The following is a 15402-nucleotide window of genomic DNA, read 5'->3' on the forward strand; positions in this document are numbered from 1 at the left end:
TGCGTTTCGAAGAGACCGTTGCGTCCTCGCCGGACGCCGTCGCCCTGTTGTGCGAAGGCGACAGCTTTGCCTTTTCGGAGCTCAACCGGTTGGCAAACCGGTTGGCGCGTTGGTTGACATCGCGGGGCGTCAACAAGGGCGCCGTGGTGTGCCTTGAATTGCCGAAAATCGCCGAGGCCTATGCGCTCGCGATCGCCTGCATCAAGATCGGAGCACCCTATGTCTTCCTCGATCCTGCGGCCCCCGAGGAACGTGCCCGGCTGATGCTGGAGCGATGCCGGCCCGCGCTGATCGTCAGCGTGCGCGAGGGAGCTGGGCCGCGGACATTGATCGGCGATGCAATTGCCCGGGCTGCCTTGCATCATGCCCTGTCGCAGCTTGAAGACGACAATCTGCCGCTGACATCCCTGATCACCGGGGCCGATCCGGCCTATGTCATGTTCACCTCGGGATCGACGGGCGAACCGAAGGGCGTGGTCATCCCCCATCAAGGGGTGCTTCACCTGATCGCCTGGGCGAAGAGCGATCTTGGAATTGGACCCGGTGACCGGCTGACGAATGTCAACCCGATCTATTTCGACAATTCGGTCTTCGACATCTATGCCGGCTTCCTGAACGGAGCGGCGGTCGTCGCGCTGGACGCGCAGAAGGGGCGGCCCCCTGCAGAGCTGGTGTCAGAGATCACCAAGCATCAGTGCACGTTCTTCTTCGCCGTGCCGACCCTCTTCATGTTCCTGGACTCCATGCACCTTCTGAGCCCGAATTGGCTGCCGAGCGTCAGCCGGTTCATGTTCGGCGGTGAAGGGTTTCCGCTGGCCCGGCTTCGTCGGTTCCACGACGCGTTTGCCGGCAAGGCGAAGCTGATCAATTGCTACGGCCCGACCGAGACGAGCTGCATTTGCAGCGGTTTCGAGATCGTCGAATCCGTTTTTGAGACCAAGGACGGGTTGGCGCCACTGGGGCGGCTCAATCCCAATTTCAGCTACCGGATCCTGGACGAAGAGATGAAGCCGGCGCTTGCGGGCACTGCCGGCGAGTTGTGGCTGGGAGGCCCTGGGGTAGGGCTCGGCTACATCAACAACCCGCAAGAGACCGCCCGCCGTTTCTGTCAGGACCCTCTGATCGACGGCTATCGGTCGATCCTCTATCGGAGCGGCGACCTCGTGGAGGCCGACCTTGAAACCGGCGTCCTGCGTTTCCGCGGTCGCGCGGATAATCAGGTCAAGCTTCGGGGGTATCGGGTCGAGCTGGAGGAGATCGACCACGCGCTGATGGCGTGCAGGGGAATAACCCGTGCGCTCGCCGTGGTGCAGCACGACGCCAGTGGCGCCAGTCGGCTGCTGGCCGCGTATTCGGGTGCAAGAATGGCGGAAAGCGATCTGCGCCAGCACTGCACTGCGCACCTTCCCGCCTACATGGTGCCGGGCCGGTTCATCTGGATGGAAGACATTCCCGTCAATGCCAATGGCAAGGCGGACCGGCGCTCGGTAGCGTCACTGCTCGGCGAAGCTGTTGCAAGGGCCTCGTAGATGCAACAGCTCGTAGTGATCGCGCGCGTTGTCCGATGAGTGTTGAAAGCCAGCCCTACGGCTACGCGCCATCGGGTCCTCTTGCGAAGCCGTCGTGGCGGTTGATCCCCAAGATCGATCGGGACCCGAGGCTCGTGGCGGGGGTCCAGGACATCGGTGGCCGCGTGCTGCTCTGCTGCGCGGTCGGACTGCTCGCGGTTTTGTTTCGGCAGATAGGTATCGATTTTTCAGCGGCGGGACTCGCGCTGGTGTGCGCCTATGCCGGCCGGTACCGGCGCGTCCTGATCTTGCTCGCAACCTTGTTGCTGCTCTATCGCAGCGGCTTCCTGATCGACCGTGGTTTTCTCGAACGGCTGACGATCGACGAAGGCGTCGGCGACCGGATCTATCAGCCGCTGCTGGAAGCGGTCATGCTGGTCGTCGTGTTTGCGCTGTTCGCGGGCCTGCTGATCATGCAGGGGCCAGGGACGGTGGTCTTCCGCCGCCCGACGCTCAGCCTGTTGCTGGCGTTCCTGGCACTCGTCGCGCTGACGCAGGCCACGATGATGGCCGGCCTGCCGCGTGTTCTGCTGTGGTCGTTTCTGATGACGTTCCAGCCCTATTTGTGGTTTCTTGCCTATGGTTTGGCCGATGCGGGCAGGAAGCGATCTCCGGTGTGGCGGCACCTGAGCGTTTTCCACCCCTTCTGGGGATCGTCGCTGACGCCGTTCGGGAAGGGGCTGTCTTATCTCGACCGCTTCGAGGCCAAGACACCCGAGGAGCTTGCAGTGACGCAGCTCAAGGGCGTCAAGCTTGCGGTCTGGATCCTTGTGCTCGCCATCGTCAGAGTCTGTCTCGTCGAGATCGTCCACGGACGTTTGCAGCTTCCAATGTTCGACGACAACCTGCTGCAATATCTCGCGCGCCATCCCTGGCCGCGTTTCGTCGGATGGGCGAGCCTCGTCAGCTTCTTCGTCGAGGACTTGCTGAGCATGACCGTGTTCGGCGGCGTCATCATCGCCACGGCGCGACTTGCCGGCTTTCGCCTGCTGCGCAACACCTACCGGCCTCTGGAGTCAACGACGCTCGCGGAATTCTGGAATCGCTACTATTTCTATTACAAAGAACTGCTCGTCGACCATTTCTTCTACCCCACCTTTGTTCGCTGCCTCCGCGGCCATCGCCGGCTTCGCATGTTCTTCGCCACCTTTGCCGCGGCCTGTGTCGGCAACCTGCTGTTTCACTTCATCCGCGATATTCATTTCGTCGGCGAAATGGGCCTTTGGCGGGCGGTGGTCGGTCAGCAATCGCACGCGTTCTACACGTTTGTCTTGGCCATCAGTGTCGGGCTCTCGCAGATGCGCCGCGTCCCGCAACTGGCGCCGCGAGGATGGCTGCGTGGCCGCTTGCTGCCTTGCCTGTGGGTGTCGAGCTTCTTTTGTCTCATTCACGTCTTCGATGCGCCGCTCGACCGCGAGCATTCGCTCGGGCAACGCGCCGAATTCCTGTTCTATCTCCTGGGAGTCTCGACATGACCACGAAAGCCGGCCCTGAAGTCAGATCGCAGATGCGACGCTACATCGTGCAGCGGCTGCTGATGAAGGGCGACAGCGCGCCGCTTGGTGACGATGATCTGCTGTTCACCAGCGGCCGCCTCGATTCGCTCGACGCGGTCGAGCTGATCATGAGCATTGAGACCGACCACGGGATCAACTTCTCCGACATCGGCTTCGATTTGACGCGCCTGGACTCGATTTCGGCGATTGCCGCTTTGGTGGGACAGCCGTCGGCCGAGCTTGCATAGCAACCGAGGGTCGCCACGCACTCAACGCGAAAGCGCGGCCCGGCGCTGCATGTTGGTCCGCGGATGCGAAGGCTACTGCACGTCCATCTGCAGCCCTTCCTTCTGGATGATGCCGGCGAACTTCTTCGTCTCGGCGTCCACGAAGGCGGCAAACTGGTCGGGCGTGCCGTAGTCGGCGCGGGCGCCCATGGCCAGGATGTTCTTCTTGATGTCGTCGCGCTCGAGCATCGCCTTCACTTGAAGGTTGAGCGCTTCGAGAACGGCAGGCTGCACACCCTTCGGCAGGAACACGGAGAACCACGACGAGACGTCGAAAGCCGCAAGCTCCGGCGCGCTCTCGCGCATGGTCGGCAGGTTCGGCGCGAGGTCGCTGCGCTCGGTCGTGGTGACGCAGAGGCCGGTGAGGGTGCCGTTCTGTACCTGCGGCAGGCTCGGATAGAGGTTGTCGAACAGGATCTGGATGTCGCCGGCGAGCGCCGCCTGGAGCGCGGGACCGGCGCCGCGGAACGGGATGTGTGTCATCTTCAGCCCGGTGAGCTGCAGGAACCAGGCGCCGGTGAGGTGAGGGCTCTGGCCGACGCCGGAGGAGGCGTAGCTGAGCTTGTCCGGATTGGCCTTGAGATAGGCGACCAGCTCGGCGATCGACTTGATGCCGGTCTTGGGATGCGCCGAGACGATGTTCGGGATCCGGATCATGTTGGAGACCGGCTGGAGCTGGTCCGGCTTGTAGGTGAGGTTCTTGAAAATGCTGTAGGCGATCGCGTTCGGGCCGGGATTGCCGATCAGGATGGTGTGGCCGTCCGGCTTGGCGCGGACCACCTCGGCCGTGCCGATCGTACCGCCGCCGCCGGACCGGTTTTCCACCACGGCCGATTGGCCCCAGGCGGCCTGCAGATGCGCCGCCAGAAGCCGACCCATCACGTCGGTCGAACCGCCGGCGGCAGCCGGCACGACGAGGCGGACGTTTTCGGTCGGCTTCCAGTCCGCCAAGCTCGATCGCGGCAGGATCGCTGCGGCCGAGATAGCGGCAGCGCCAGTGAGCACGCGACGGCGGGACAGCAATTGATTGGGCACGAATCCACTCCCTGCATCTTATTTTGCAGGAGCGTATGGAAGCGTATGCGCAACGGCAAGCCGCACGAAGCCGCAGGCTGAAGGCTCAGTTAAAGCTGAGCAGCTTGAAGATCGGCGTGAGGTAGCTCATCTCCTGGCCCGAGGTCGGCGTCGTCCGGCTGATGAAATCGAAGATCTTGCCGTCCTGGAGACCGTAATTCGCAAGCCGGCGCACACGCCGGTTCTTGTCGAAATAGACCGCGATGACGCGCTGATCGACCACCCTCTGGTTCATGAAGGCGACAATGCGCTCGGAGCGCTGGGAGATGTAATAGAACACCTCGCCGTCGAGGGTTGCGACGGTGGAGGGGGTGCCCATCACGATCAGCACCTGGTCCTGGCTCGCACCGATCGGGATCTGCTCCAGTGCGCCGGGCGGCAGGATGTAACCCTTCTGGAACTGCTCGCCGGTGCAGCCCGCAAGCGCGGCGCCAACCAGGGCCGCGGCCGCGAACAGGCGCAAGCCGCGCCAACGTGCATGAAGGCCGCGCGGCTTGTCTGCACGCAGGCTGGTCTGGTTCGTTATCGTCATAGCGGAACTGATTCCGTCCCCTTGCGTCGCGCGAGGCGCTGAAGTACCGGGCGGAGGCTCTGAATGCAACACGCGCGCGCCCGCTTGCGGAAACCACAATGCTTTGGCCGTTCAATCACTTCAGGAAACCCCGCCTAGCCTCGCCGGGCACCATTGAAGCCATCTATGGCATGATCGTGACGCAGGCGCGAGAACCCATGTTTTACCGCGACTTGGGCGTGCCGGATACCGTTAACGGGCGTTTCGATCTGTTGCTGCTGCACCTCTGGCTGCTGCTGCGCCGCCTGCGCACGGTCCAGAGCGCCACCGAGCTGTCGCAGGCGCTGTTCGACCGTTTCTGCGAGGACATGGACGACAATCTGCGCGAGATGGGGATAGGCGACCAGACCGTGCCGAAGCGGATGCGGGCCTTCGGCGAGGCGTTTTACGGCCGGGTCCAGGCCTACGATCAGGCCATGGAAGGCGGCGGCGAGGCGCTGGCATCCGCGATCTGCAAGAATATCTTGAATGGGGCCGGCATGGACCAGGCGCAGCAGCTCGCAGCCTATGCCAGGGCGGCCGAGGCCAACCTCGCCCAGACCGGCGAGGCCGCACTGCTGGGTGCGTCCTTCAAGTTTCCTCCAGCGCTTCCTGAGGATGTGACGCCATGACCCGACCGATACCAGCATCCGGGCCCGATCCCTGGCGGGTGCCCGTCATCGTTGCACAGATCCCGGATACCGGCCTGCATCGCAAGCTCGAGGCCTCGGCCGCCGAGCGGCAGGCCATGGCTGAGACGGCAGGCTTGCGCGAGGTTATCTCGGTCCAGGCCGATTTCGATGTCGTGCCGAAAAGCGGCAACCGGATCCAGGTCACGGGGCACGTTCGCGCCCGGATCGGCCAGACCTGTGTGGTCACGCTTGACCCGATGGAGAGCGACATCGACGAGGAGGTGGACCTGATATTCGCCCCCGAGGCCGAGGTCCGCCGCCTGGCCGACCTGATGGAGGAGGGGCACGACGATCAGGAGCAGGTCGCCGACCCGCCGGAGGCGATCGTCAATGGCATCATCGACCTTGGGAGGCTTGCCACCGATGCCCTGTTCCTGGCGGTCGATCCCTATCCGCGCAAGCCGGGGGTCGTGTTTGAGCCCGAGGTTATCGCCCCCGATCCGGAGGACCACCCCTTTGCGGTCCTGAAGGCACTTCAGGACGGGAAGAAAGACAAATAGGTGCCACCTTCTCCAGAGGACCGCTTCGGGACGGGGCGAGATGTTTGCGGCGGTGGTTTGAAAAGCTCGATTATCCGTTTGATTTTGATGTACTTCTTGTGAATTAGTCCGTCCGCAGCCCGATGCTCCCGAATGCAAAAGGCTGGGGGCAAGAGGTTGTTTCGGGATAACAAAACGCTATTGTCGCGCCCCGGTCCGGGTGCGGCGTGGCGCTTGACCGACCGCCATGTTCGTGGCGAACCCATTTGCGGCCCCGCTCGTTCAAGACCGCACCAGACCCAGGTTTCCAGGACTTTTATGCCAAGCAAGGTTCGCATCGCGCTTGACGCCATGGGGGGCGACGCCGGCGCCGCGGTGGTCATCCCAGGCGCCGCCATCTCGCTCCAAAGGCATCGCGAGATCGAATTCCTGCTGATCGGGGACCGCGCCAAGATCGAACCCGAGCTCGACCGCCACCCCGCGCTGAAGGCGGCCTCGAAGATCATCCACACCGATGTCGCGGTCAGCGGCGAGGAAAAGCCGAGCCAGGCGCTGCGGCGCGGCCGCAGGACCTCGTCCATGTGGCTTGCCATCGATGCGGTGAAAAAGGGCGAGGCGGATGTTGCGGTCTCCGCCGGGAATACCGGGGCGCTGATGGCGATGTCGCGCTTCCACCTGCGCACGCTGCCGGGCATCGACCGTCCGGCCATTGCCGGCATGTGGCCGACCAGGCGCGGCGATTCCGTCGTCCTCGACCTCGGCGCCAGCATCGGCGGCGATACGCATCATCTGGTGTCGCTCGCCATCATGGGCGCGGCGATGGCCAGCGTGTTGTTCAACAAAAAGCGTCCCACGGTCGGCCTGCTCAATATCGGGGTCGAGGAGATCAAGGGGCATGAGGAGATTCGCGAGGCCGGCGAAATCCTGCGCGCCAGGAACCTGCCCGAGCTCGACTATCTCGGGTTCGTGGAGGGCGACGGCATCGGCAAGGGGGTGGCGGATGTCATCGTCACCGAGGGCTACAGCGGCAACATCGCGCTGAAGGCCGCGGAGGGAACCGCGCGGCAGATGGCGGAATTGCTCCGGGACGAGATGAAGCGGGGCTGGCTGTCAAAGCTCGGCTATCTCTTTGCGCGCAACGCCTTCCAGGCCCTGCGCAACAAGATGGATCCGAACAAATCCAACGGCGGCGTGTTGCTGGGGTTGAACGGGATCGTGGTCAAGAGCCATGGCGGAATCGCTGCCGAAGGCTTTGCCTATGCGATCGATGTTGGCTATGAGATGGTCAAATTCGATCTCCTCAACAAGATCAATCAGATGCTCAATCGCGAAGGTGGTGCACTCAGTTCCGTGCAGGCCGCGCAGGAGGCTGTTTCGTGACTCAAATTCGTTCGGTCGTGCTGGGCTGCGGCTCTTATTTGCCGGAGCAGGTGGTGACCAACGCCCAATTGGCGGCGCGCATTGACACGTCCGATGAGTGGATCGTGCAACGCACCGGCATTCGCGAGCGGCATATCGCGGCCGAGGGCGAGTTCACCTCGCATCTGGCGCTGAAGGCGGCGCAGGCTGCGCTCGCGGACGCTGGCGTGGACGCGCAGTCGATCGACCTGATCGTGCTCGCGACCTCGACGCCTGACAACACCTTCCCCGCAAGCGCGGTCGCCGTGCAGCACGGGCTCGGCATCAACCATGGCGCGGCCTTCGACCTTCAGGCGGTGTGCTCGGGCTTCGTGTTCGGGCTCGCCACCGCCGATAATTTCCTGCGCACCGGCGCCTTCAAGCGCGCGCTGGTGATCGGCGCGGAAACCTTCTCGCGCATCCTCGACTGGACCGATCGCGGCACCTGCGTGCTGTTCGGCGACGGTGCCGGCGCGGTGGTGCTGGAGGCGCAGGAGCAGCCGGGCAATGCCGCGACCGACCGCGGGATCGTGACCACGCATCTGCGCTCCGACGGCCGTCACAAGGCGAAGCTGTTCGTCGACGGCGGCCCGTCCTCGACCCAGACTGTCGGCCATCTGCGCATGGACGGCCGCGAGGTCTTCAAGCACGCGGTCGGCATGATCACCGACGTGATCGTCGACGCCTTCAAGGCGACCGGGCTCAATGCCGACAGCATCGACTGGTTCGTGCCGCACCAGGCCAACAAGCGAATCATCGATGCGTCCGCGCACAAGCTCCATATCGCGCCGGAGAAGGTGGTGCTGACGGTGGACCTTCACGGCAACACCTCGGCGGCCTCGATCCCGCTGGCGCTGTCGGTGGCGCGCAAGGACGGCCGCATCAAGCGCGGCGACCTGGTTCTGCTCGAAGCCATGGGCGGCGGCTTCACCTGGGGCTCCGCGCTGGTGCGCTGGTAAGCCACACTCGGTAAAATTTTGCCCGAATCAGCGCGGATTATCGATGCGCCTGCATTGATGAGCGCTGTTGACCGCTGTATCGTAAGCTCATAATTTCAGACAACAATTGTTCGCCGTGATGTGGGGCAGGGCGATGACCGATCAAAGTAAAACCGTAACGCGTGTCGATCTGTGCGAAGCCGTCTACCAGAAGGTGGGGCTGTCGCGCACGGAATCGTCTGCCTTCGTGGAACTCGTGCTGAAGGAGATCACCGATTGCCTTGAGAAGGGCGAGACGGTGAAGCTGTCCTCGTTCGGCTCCTTCATGGTCCGCAAGAAGGGTCAGCGCATCGGTCGCAACCCGAAGACCGGCACCGAGGTGCCGATCTCGCCGCGCCGGGTCATGGTGTTCAAGCCGTCGGCGATCCTGAAGCAGCGGATCAACGCCCAGCACCGCACCAATGGCGACGCCAGCAAGGCGCAACCCGAGGCGTAATCCGCCCTCTGGATAAGGATTTGGCATTTGGACAAGGCGCCGGATGCGTTCCGAACCATCAGCGAAGTAGCGCAGGAACTCGACATTCCGCAGCACGTGCTGCGGTTCTGGGAGACCCGATTCTCCCAGATCAAGCCGATGAAGCGCAGCGGCGGCCGCCGCTATTACCGCCCCGACGACGTCGACCTGCTCAAGGGCATCCGCCGTCTGCTCTACGGGGAGGGCTACACCATCCGCGGGGTGCAGCGGATCCTGAAAGAGCACGGCGTCAAATCGGTGCAGGGCCTCGCCGACAGCGCGGCCGCGGTCTCGTTCGGCGCCATCGAGGACGCCGTAGGCGCCAGCCTGATGGAGCCCGAGGAGGAGACCGGCGTCCGCGGCGCCCGCGACAGCGACGATGACGACTACCAGGGCGAGGAGGAGGAGGGCATCGACTTCCGCTTCTCCGAGACCGACGACGAGGAAATCCTCACCACCTTCCGCAAGGGCGGCACCCCCGCCGCGCCCGCAGGCCCCAGCGCCATCGACCGGGAGCGCCTCGGACGGGTGCTCGCCGAGCTCATCGCCTGCCGCGAAATGCTGGATCAGGCATTGAAGGACGCCTGACGCCGGACTCCGTCGGCTTTGGGCCAGTTCCGAGGCCTTTCGGCGGAGACAGCAAAATGGTGTCACCTCGCCTTGCGCAAAGCGGCGATCCTAGCTAATGGAACGACGTTCGGAGCGTGGCGCAGCCCGGTTAGCGCACTAGTCTGGGAGACTAGGGGTCGGAGGTTCAAATCCTCTCGCTCCGACCAAAACTTAGCCGGATTTCAGGGCGTCCGGATTTTCTCAAGGGTAACGGATAGGGTAACGGGCTTATGTCGCCGGGATGTGAATAGCCCGGATAACCAACGACAGCTTGCCCGCGTGTACGTGGGGCGTACCACCATCGCGCGTTGATTCGCCCGGAGCCAGGCACATGGGCACCTCGGATCGTAGATCGCTGACCTTTGAACAAGCGAGGGTTTGGCACCTCTCCCGGCGCAGCTCGACCGCAAGGAACTTAGTCGAGAACTTCGGGCGAAGCTTTGGGCCTGCATTCATGCAAGGCTTGATCGAGCCTACACCGACATTCTCCATTATCGTGGAAACTGGTCCAGAATTCTGAAGGATCTGCATGTCGACCACCACCACGTTCGCATCGACAAATTCAATCCGAACGGGATCGTCACCAAGATCGGTGACTTGTTCGAAAAAGCCGAATGCCACAAGGTGTACGGTTGGCTTTAGGCTGTTCTTCGGCACCCAAATTGTCCGCCTGATCTCGGTCCAGCAGTTCAGTTGGTATTAGAGAACTGCCGCGCGGCTTACCGCATTGAAGACGGTGTGTTCTGGCCGACTGCCTCAACAGAGGAAGCCGACGCGCTTATCCAGGCGAACGCAGCATTATCTGCTTCGCAATTCGGTGGCGCAAAACTCACTTAAAAAATGCTGCTTCGAAACTCACCGAAGGAGATTACCCAGCAAGCGTTCGTGAAAGTATCAGCGCAGCGGAGTCAGTTGCGCGCGTGCTCGAACCTACTGGCGATCTTTCGAAGGCATTGTCGGGATTAGAACAGAGGATTGCTCTCCATCCGGCGCTTAAAAAGGCGTTCCTATCACTCTATGGATATACGAGCGATGAGAAGGGCATCCGACATGCGCTCTTAAGTGAGGCTGAAGCGGACGTTGATGAAGCTGACGCGATCTTCTTTATCGGAGCATGCGCATCGTTCCTCACCTATCTGATTTCCAAGTCGCACACCAGGCGGTAGGGCAATCGGAGTAATCGACGACGTCCGTAAGTGGCTAAACGACGTACCGCTATGGAAGGAACTCGGGACGATACCTGATCGGACGAAGGCGCTTGAGGAAAAGGTTGCCGCATTGGAGGCGGCCCTAAACGGCAAACGGCCAGGCGACGTATGCCCTTCTGCGGTGCGCAAGGCGGTTCCGATGGCGACGATTTACGCAACTCTGGAAGCCCTCGAAAAGAAGGGGTTCGAATCCATGAAAAAGTGCTGCAATTAGCGTAACGCAGCGTAACGGAGCACTAGTCAGCAGAACTAAGGCGCTGCAATCCAGCGCGCGAGGGCGCTGCGATTCGGTGCGAACGAGCGCGCGGATTAATGGACGGCTTCGAGGGCTTCGAGCGGATTGAAGAACGGCTTCGGTTGGCCGCAATACAATTCTTGCCTGCGCTTGAACTTAGCAGCAACAATGAAGACACATTAGTACGGGCTTTGATCTGGGGATCATGCTGTCGGGAATGAGGGTATCAGATGGTCACGTATCGTCTATCGAAACCCCGAATTGTAAAGCAACCATCGGTAGGAACTGGCGACGACGAAGTTTCACTGCCCGTGTGTTGGGCTTGCGCCCTTAGCTCCTGGCTTGAAGCCACTCGCGGGGTCAGTTGGTCATATAGCTCAATCATCCAAATGTTTCAGATGTACTGCAATGGAAATGCGCTCGATCTTGCGTACTTTGGTGAGATTGCAAACAGCCTCTCGATCAACATGGATTACGAGGAAATCGACAGAGCCGACCTCACGTTCGACTATGTATACGAAAAGATGTTTCCTCTGGCGGGGACGTCCGGGAACCATCTCTACATAGTAATGGAAGGGAAAAACCCAGCTCATGTAGTCGTCGCTTATGGGATTCAGCGGGACAACACCGACTACATCGCGATTATGGATCCGCTTCGGGGTGTGCTCGCTGCTCCTACCCTTTCTACCTTCAGAAACAAGGCCACTGGCTTCTTGATAGGCTGGCCCAGGCGATAACGATTGTGAAGCCTACGTCGGGCGGCGCAGCGATTTCTTTCTATTTGTTGCGTTGTAGCCCCGCCCTTACCATTTACCACCGTCGCCGTACCCCGGGCAGTTGGGCGCGGTCTCTCTTGTGCTCTATTTTCTCTCTCTTTTTCCTGTCTACACATTAGTGTCCTGTCCATTTCAATTCACTTCCAAGTTGACTCATGTCGTTGGTTCACTGGTTCACCTATAGGGATAACCAAAGTGAAATCAAAACGATTGGAGCCTTCAACCATAGAAGTCGCGCTGGAGCTTGAACGGATCGCTGCTGTGTTGCGGAATAGCCAAGCCATTGCGGACCAATCTCGGAAGCAAATAGCTGAGATGGGAAAGAGCGCTTCACCTTGGCAAAGGATCAAAGAAGACGGGTATCGAGGATTTGCCGATTCAGATTTGATCAATGCCTTCGAGAAGATATGTGTTGCGTCGCAGGCCATAGGTCTTCTGATCTTAAGGGAGGGAGAGCTAGAAGGCTTTTGCAGGAGCTTTTCCCGCAGAAACAAGGCCGAATGGTTAGCGTCAGTCTTACAGCTGGACCTTGAACAAGACGAAAGACTGGTCGAGGCTCGAATCTTTGCGACTAGCATGCTGAGCGTCGTCGCTCGAGTAATTGATGGGCTCCCTCGACTCAAACCTGGATCAGCCACTCTGTAGTTTGATGCCGGGGCGCGGGCGGCGGGCGTGCCGGTCGAGCTGCATCTGCTCCGTGACCAGCCGCACAATTACGCGCTGATGCCGACGCCGGAGGGGCGAGGCGCGCGTGCGATCATTCTGCGGGCGGTGGCTTAAGGGGAAGGTGTGATCGTTGTCACAAAGCGCGCCGCCGCAATGGGGGCTGGCGCTGTCGATGCCCGCACGGAAAGACCAGTCGGCCTCCGGGGCGTTTCCTCGTTTTTAGTCTTGGTCCGTCGTCTTGGTATCAGTAGTTTTGCGGGCCCTTAGGCGTGGCCCTTGACCTCGTAGCGACCCGGAACGCATTTGTAGCGATCGAGCCGCCAGTTGGCGTGGTAGATCGGATGCTCGCCCATCCATTTCGCCAATGGAGCCTGTGCGCCGATCGCACACTGCATCATCGACATCTCGGGCGTCATGTTGCTGTCGGTCACGATTTCCTCGATGCAACTGCCTGAGCTGGCTGCACTCAGCCGGCAGAGCACGGCAACGACGGTCACGAACATTCCAGTCACCTCATCGGTAGTTTCTGACCACGAAGAGGATGCAAGCGGAGTGCCAGAGCCTGTGACGCAAACAACACGCTGACCTGGCCGACTCGACCCAGCGTCCGGACTCCATTTAACGATTCGGATTGTAAAAAAATTGCCCCTAAACCGAAGCCGGGCAAATACGGGGAACCGGGTCAATAATAACCGCAGGGATGTCGAATGCTGGGAGCAGCGCCGCGCCGGTGGCGCTTCACAGGCCGCTTGTAACCGCTAGTCTTTCAGACCGCGGCCACCCGCCAAAAGATCGGGACCGCCACAAGGGATATGGAAACGCGAGGGCAGACCATGAAGACACGACCGACCGGCGTAATCCCGCCGATGACGACGCCGTTCCGGAAGGATGGCGAAATCGACTACACCCTCGTAGCAGCCCAGGTCGACTGGATGATCGGCGCCGGCGCACACGGCGTCGCGGCCGGCGGCTCGACCGGCGAGGGGCATACGCTCGATCACGAGGAATATCGCGACCTGATGGAGGCGACGGTAGCCGCGGTGAAGGGGCGCATTCCCGTCATCGCCGGCATCATCGTCGACTCCACCCGCGATGCGATCCGCCGCGGCAAGCTGGTGCGCGACATGAATGTCGCAGCGCTCCAGGTCACGCCGGTGCATTATCTGTTCAAGCCAGACGACGAGGCGATGGTGGCGCATTTCCGCGCCATGGCGGACGAGACCGGCATGCCCATCATCATCTACAACGTGGTGCCGTGGTCCTATCTTTCCCCGGCGCTGCTGACGCGGATCATGACCGAGGTGCCGCTGGTGGTCGGCGTCAAGCAGAGTGCGGGCGATCTGAAACTGTTCGCGGACCTCATGATGATGGCGCCGGAGAAGCTGATCTACAGCGCGGTCGATGCCCTGATGTATCCGTCCTACACATTGGGGGCCCATGGCTCGATCGCCGCGATCCTGACCGCCGCGCCGCATGCCTCCGTCGCGCTGTGGGATGCGGTGAAGGCGGGTGACCATCCGCGCGCGCTCGATCTGCACAAGAAGCTGTTGACGCTGTGGAACGCTGTCATCGCCGACAATCTCCCGGCCTGCACGCACTATGCGCAGACGCTGCAGGGCTTGCCCAGGACTTACCCGCGCGCGCCGATGCCGGAGCCCTCAAGCGCGCAGCAGGCGGCGATCCGCAAGGCGCTGGACGGCCTCGGCGCGTTGAACGGGCGGCGCGTCGAGGCGGCCGAATAGTCCGCGCCCCGAAATCCCTGATGAACATGGCAGCGCCGATCCGCTTTTACCTGCGGATGCGGCGCTGCTACATTTTGCGCGCGCACCGATGCGTGGCGTAGCCATGAAGAAACATACCGACAGGGGAGGGGCCGAAAGTCCCATGAAGGATTTTGCAGGAAAGATCGCCGTCATCACCGGCGGCGGCACGGGAATGGGACGCGAGCTCGCGCGGCAGCTCGTCGCCGAGGGCTGCAATGTCGCGATGTGCGACGTCTCGGAAGCCGCGATGGCCGAGACCAAGCGGCTGTGCGAGCTCGAGAAGCTGCCGCAGGGCCTGCGCGTCACGACGCATGTCGCCGACGTCTCGATCGAGGATCATCTCAAGCGATTCCGCGACGAGCTCGCCGAGCAGCAGAAGACCGACCGGATCCACCTCCTGTTCAACAACGCCGGCATCGGCGGCGGCGGCAGCCTGTTCACCAACACGCGCGAGCAGTGGGAGCGCACCTTCAACATCTGCTGGGGCGGCGTCTATCTCGGCGTCCGCACCTTCCTGCCGATGCTGGTCGCGGCCGACGAGGCCCACATCGTCAACACCGCGAGCGTCAACGGCTTCTGGGCCTCGATCGGCATGAACCAGTCGCACACCGCCTACAGCTCGGCGAAGTTCGCCGTGAAGGGATTTACCGAAGCGCTCATCAACGACCTTCGCCTGCACGCGCCGCACGTCAAATGCTCGGTGGTGATGCCCGGCCATATCGGCACCTCGATCGTCTCCAATTCGCGCAAGGTGCAGAGCGCCGACGGCTCGGAGCGGCTCAACGCCGACGAGGTCGCGCTGACCCGCAAGCGCATGGTCGCGGCCGGCGTGCCGGATGCCGACAAGATGTCGGACGAGGACATCCAGGCGGCGTTCGCCGAGCGGGCCCGCAGCTTCCTCGAGGATGCGCCGACGACGGCGGCTCAGGCCGCCAGGATCATCCTCGACGGGGTCAAGGCGGAGCAATGGCGCATTCTCGTGGGCGAGGATGCAAAGCGCCTTGACGAGCGCGTTCGTGCTACGCCGGAGCAGGCCTACGACCGCGCCTTCTACGAAAGTTTCACGCAGGAGGTCGGCTGGCGGCTCGGCTGACGCAGGCGACGAGCGCGCGCCGATATAGGTATGATGCGCATCATGGCAAGAGGCGC

At 62.0% G+C, this 15402-nt stretch carries 18 protein-coding genes and 1 tRNA gene; 15 read left to right on the forward strand and 4 right to left on the reverse strand.

Going from position 1 to position 15402, the window contains the following annotated elements; all coding sequences use genetic code 11:
* Positions 1-47: 47 nt before the first annotated feature.
* The 3 genes from BcanWU425_RS19005 to BcanWU425_RS19015 are packed head-to-tail and all read left to right on the forward strand — an operon-like array spanning position 48 to position 3312.
* Positions 48-1529 carry an amino acid adenylation domain-containing protein gene (locus tag BcanWU425_RS19005; protein WP_231190848.1) on the forward strand — a complete coding sequence of 494 codons (1482 nt, stop codon included), beginning with the start codon at positions 48-50 and terminating at the stop codon, positions 1527-1529.
* Positions 1530-1564: 35 nt separating this feature from the next.
* Entirely contained in the window at positions 1565-3043 is a 1479-nt protein-coding gene (locus BcanWU425_RS19010; RefSeq protein ID WP_204511374.1) for a hypothetical protein, read from the forward strand.
* On the forward strand, positions 3040-3312 hold the full coding sequence (locus tag BcanWU425_RS19015; protein ID WP_007603436.1) for an acyl carrier protein: 273 nt from the start codon (positions 3040-3042) through the stop codon (positions 3310-3312). Before BcanWU425_RS19010 ends, BcanWU425_RS19015 begins: the two co-directional genes overlap by 4 nt.
* A gap of 72 nt (positions 3313-3384) precedes the next feature.
* Here the strand turns inward: BcanWU425_RS19015 and BcanWU425_RS19020 are convergent, their stop codons facing one another.
* Positions 3385-4386: a Bug family tripartite tricarboxylate transporter substrate binding protein gene (locus BcanWU425_RS19020; RefSeq protein ID WP_026233252.1), complete on the reverse strand. Its 1002-nt coding sequence runs from the start codon at positions 4384-4386 to the stop codon at positions 3385-3387.
* A gap of 85 nt (positions 4387-4471) precedes the next feature.
* Positions 4472-4957 (reverse strand): outer membrane protein assembly factor BamE, encoded by a 486-nt coding sequence (locus BcanWU425_RS19025; RefSeq protein WP_018456846.1) that lies wholly within the window; start codon positions 4955-4957, stop codon positions 4472-4474.
* 98 nt (positions 4958-5055) lie between these two features.
* Here BcanWU425_RS19025 and BcanWU425_RS19030 point away from each other — a divergent pair, with 98 nt between their 5' ends.
* The 7 genes from BcanWU425_RS19030 (at position 5056) to BcanWU425_RS19060 (ending at position 9772) form a co-directional block, all read left to right on the forward strand.
* A complete protein-coding gene (locus tag BcanWU425_RS19030; RefSeq protein ID WP_026233251.1) occupies positions 5056-5607 on the forward strand; it encodes a ubiquinol-cytochrome C chaperone family protein in 552 nt (183 codons plus the stop codon).
* Positions 5604-6167 carry a YceD family protein gene (locus tag BcanWU425_RS19035; protein WP_085353405.1) on the forward strand — a complete coding sequence of 188 codons (564 nt, stop codon included), beginning with the start codon at positions 5604-5606 and terminating at the stop codon, positions 6165-6167. Before BcanWU425_RS19030 ends, BcanWU425_RS19035 begins: the two co-directional genes overlap by 4 nt.
* 297 nt (positions 6168-6464) lie before the next feature.
* On the forward strand, positions 6465-7526 hold the full coding sequence (plsX, locus tag BcanWU425_RS19040) for a phosphate acyltransferase PlsX (RefSeq protein ID WP_018456843.1): 1062 nt from the start codon (positions 6465-6467) through the stop codon (positions 7524-7526).
* Positions 7523-8503, forward strand: a complete 981-nt coding sequence (locus BcanWU425_RS19045) for a beta-ketoacyl-ACP synthase III (protein WP_204511373.1) — start codon at positions 7523-7525, stop codon at positions 8501-8503. The genes plsX and BcanWU425_RS19045 overlap by 4 nt, the downstream gene beginning before the upstream one ends.
* Positions 8504-8636: 133 nt before the next feature.
* A complete protein-coding gene (locus BcanWU425_RS19050; protein ID WP_018456841.1) occupies positions 8637-8978 on the forward strand; it encodes an integration host factor subunit alpha in 342 nt (113 codons plus the stop codon).
* Positions 8979-9005: 27 nt separating this feature from the next.
* Entirely contained in the window at positions 9006-9584 is a 579-nt protein-coding gene (locus tag BcanWU425_RS19055; RefSeq protein WP_007611070.1) for a MerR family transcriptional regulator, read from the forward strand.
* Positions 9585-9694: 110 nt separating this feature from the next.
* A tRNA-Pro gene (locus tag BcanWU425_RS19060) sits at positions 9695-9772 on the forward strand.
* Positions 9773-9833: 61 nt separating this feature from the next.
* Here BcanWU425_RS19060 and BcanWU425_RS19065 read toward each other — a convergent pair.
* The gene (locus BcanWU425_RS19065; protein WP_018456779.1) at positions 9834-10262 is read right to left on the reverse strand and encodes a hypothetical protein; all 429 of its coding nucleotides are present in this window, start codon (positions 10260-10262) and stop codon (positions 9834-9836) included.
* Positions 10263-10525: 263 nt separating this feature from the next.
* On the opposite strand from BcanWU425_RS19065, the gene BcanWU425_RS19070 reads away from it, so the two are divergent.
* The 3 genes from BcanWU425_RS19070 to BcanWU425_RS19080 all read left to right on the forward strand — a co-directional run bounded on the left by BcanWU425_RS19070 (position 10526) and on the right by BcanWU425_RS19080 (position 12469).
* Positions 10526-10771: a hypothetical protein gene (locus tag BcanWU425_RS19070; RefSeq protein ID WP_085364696.1), complete on the forward strand. Its 246-nt coding sequence runs from the start codon at positions 10526-10528 to the stop codon at positions 10769-10771.
* Positions 10772-11437: 666 nt separating this feature from the next.
* Positions 11438-11785 carry a hypothetical protein gene (locus tag BcanWU425_RS19075; RefSeq protein WP_018455146.1) on the forward strand — a complete coding sequence of 116 codons (348 nt, stop codon included), beginning with the start codon at positions 11438-11440 and terminating at the stop codon, positions 11783-11785.
* 234 nt (positions 11786-12019) lie between these two features.
* Positions 12020-12469, forward strand: a complete 450-nt coding sequence (locus tag BcanWU425_RS19080) for a hypothetical protein (RefSeq protein WP_204511372.1) — start codon at positions 12020-12022, stop codon at positions 12467-12469.
* 284 nt (positions 12470-12753) lie between these two features.
* Here BcanWU425_RS19080 and BcanWU425_RS19085 read toward each other — a convergent pair whose 3' ends face one another.
* Positions 12754-12993 carry a hypothetical protein gene (locus BcanWU425_RS19085; RefSeq protein WP_162496319.1) on the reverse strand — a complete coding sequence of 80 codons (240 nt, stop codon included), beginning with the start codon at positions 12991-12993 and terminating at the stop codon, positions 12754-12756.
* Between the two features lie 330 nt (positions 12994-13323).
* On the opposite strand from BcanWU425_RS19085, the gene BcanWU425_RS19090 reads away from it, so the two are divergent.
* Together BcanWU425_RS19090 and BcanWU425_RS19095 are read left to right on the forward strand one after the other, a co-directional pair.
* Positions 13324-14232 carry a dihydrodipicolinate synthase family protein gene (locus BcanWU425_RS19090; protein ID WP_231190850.1) on the forward strand — a complete coding sequence of 303 codons (909 nt, stop codon included), beginning with the start codon at positions 13324-13326 and terminating at the stop codon, positions 14230-14232.
* A gap of 142 nt (positions 14233-14374) precedes the next feature.
* Entirely contained in the window at positions 14375-15346 is a 972-nt protein-coding gene (locus tag BcanWU425_RS19095; RefSeq protein WP_085362090.1) for an SDR family NAD(P)-dependent oxidoreductase, read from the forward strand.
* Positions 15347-15402: the final 56 nt, after the last annotated feature.

The organism is Bradyrhizobium sp. WU425, assembly GCF_021052305.1.
Lineage (GTDB): Bacteria > Pseudomonadota > Alphaproteobacteria > Rhizobiales > Xanthobacteraceae > Bradyrhizobium > Bradyrhizobium canariense_D.

Excerpts from the sequence above, each read along its gene's own strand:
- BcanWU425_RS19010 (WP_204511374.1), top strand. The coding sequence starts at position 1,565 with ATGAGTGTTGAAAGCCAGCCCTACGGCTACGCGCCATCGGGTCCTCTT.
- BcanWU425_RS19015 (WP_007603436.1), top strand. The coding sequence starts at position 3,040 with ATGACCACGAAAGCCGGCCCTGAAGTCAGATCGCAGATGCGACGCTAC.
- BcanWU425_RS19025 (WP_018456846.1), bottom strand. The coding sequence starts at position 4,957 with ATGACGATAACGAACCAGACCAGCCTGCGTGCAGACAAGCCGCGCGGC.
- BcanWU425_RS19030 (WP_026233251.1), top strand. The coding sequence starts at position 5,056 with ATGCTTTGGCCGTTCAATCACTTCAGGAAACCCCGCCTAGCCTCGCCG.
- BcanWU425_RS19035 (WP_085353405.1), top strand. The coding sequence starts at position 5,604 with ATGACCCGACCGATACCAGCATCCGGGCCCGATCCCTGGCGGGTGCCC.
- plsX (WP_018456843.1), top strand. The coding sequence starts at position 6,465 with ATGCCAAGCAAGGTTCGCATCGCGCTTGACGCCATGGGGGGCGACGCC.
- BcanWU425_RS19050 (WP_018456841.1), top strand. The coding sequence starts at position 8,637 with ATGACCGATCAAAGTAAAACCGTAACGCGTGTCGATCTGTGCGAAGCC.
- BcanWU425_RS19075 (WP_018455146.1), top strand. The coding sequence starts at position 11,438 with ATGTTTCAGATGTACTGCAATGGAAATGCGCTCGATCTTGCGTACTTT.
- BcanWU425_RS19085 (WP_162496319.1), bottom strand. The coding sequence starts at position 12,993 with ATGTTCGTGACCGTCGTTGCCGTGCTCTGCCGGCTGAGTGCAGCCAGC.
- BcanWU425_RS19090 (WP_231190850.1), top strand. The coding sequence starts at position 13,324 with ATGAAGACACGACCGACCGGCGTAATCCCGCCGATGACGACGCCGTTC.
- BcanWU425_RS19095 (WP_085362090.1), top strand. The coding sequence starts at position 14,375 with ATGAAGGATTTTGCAGGAAAGATCGCCGTCATCACCGGCGGCGGCACG.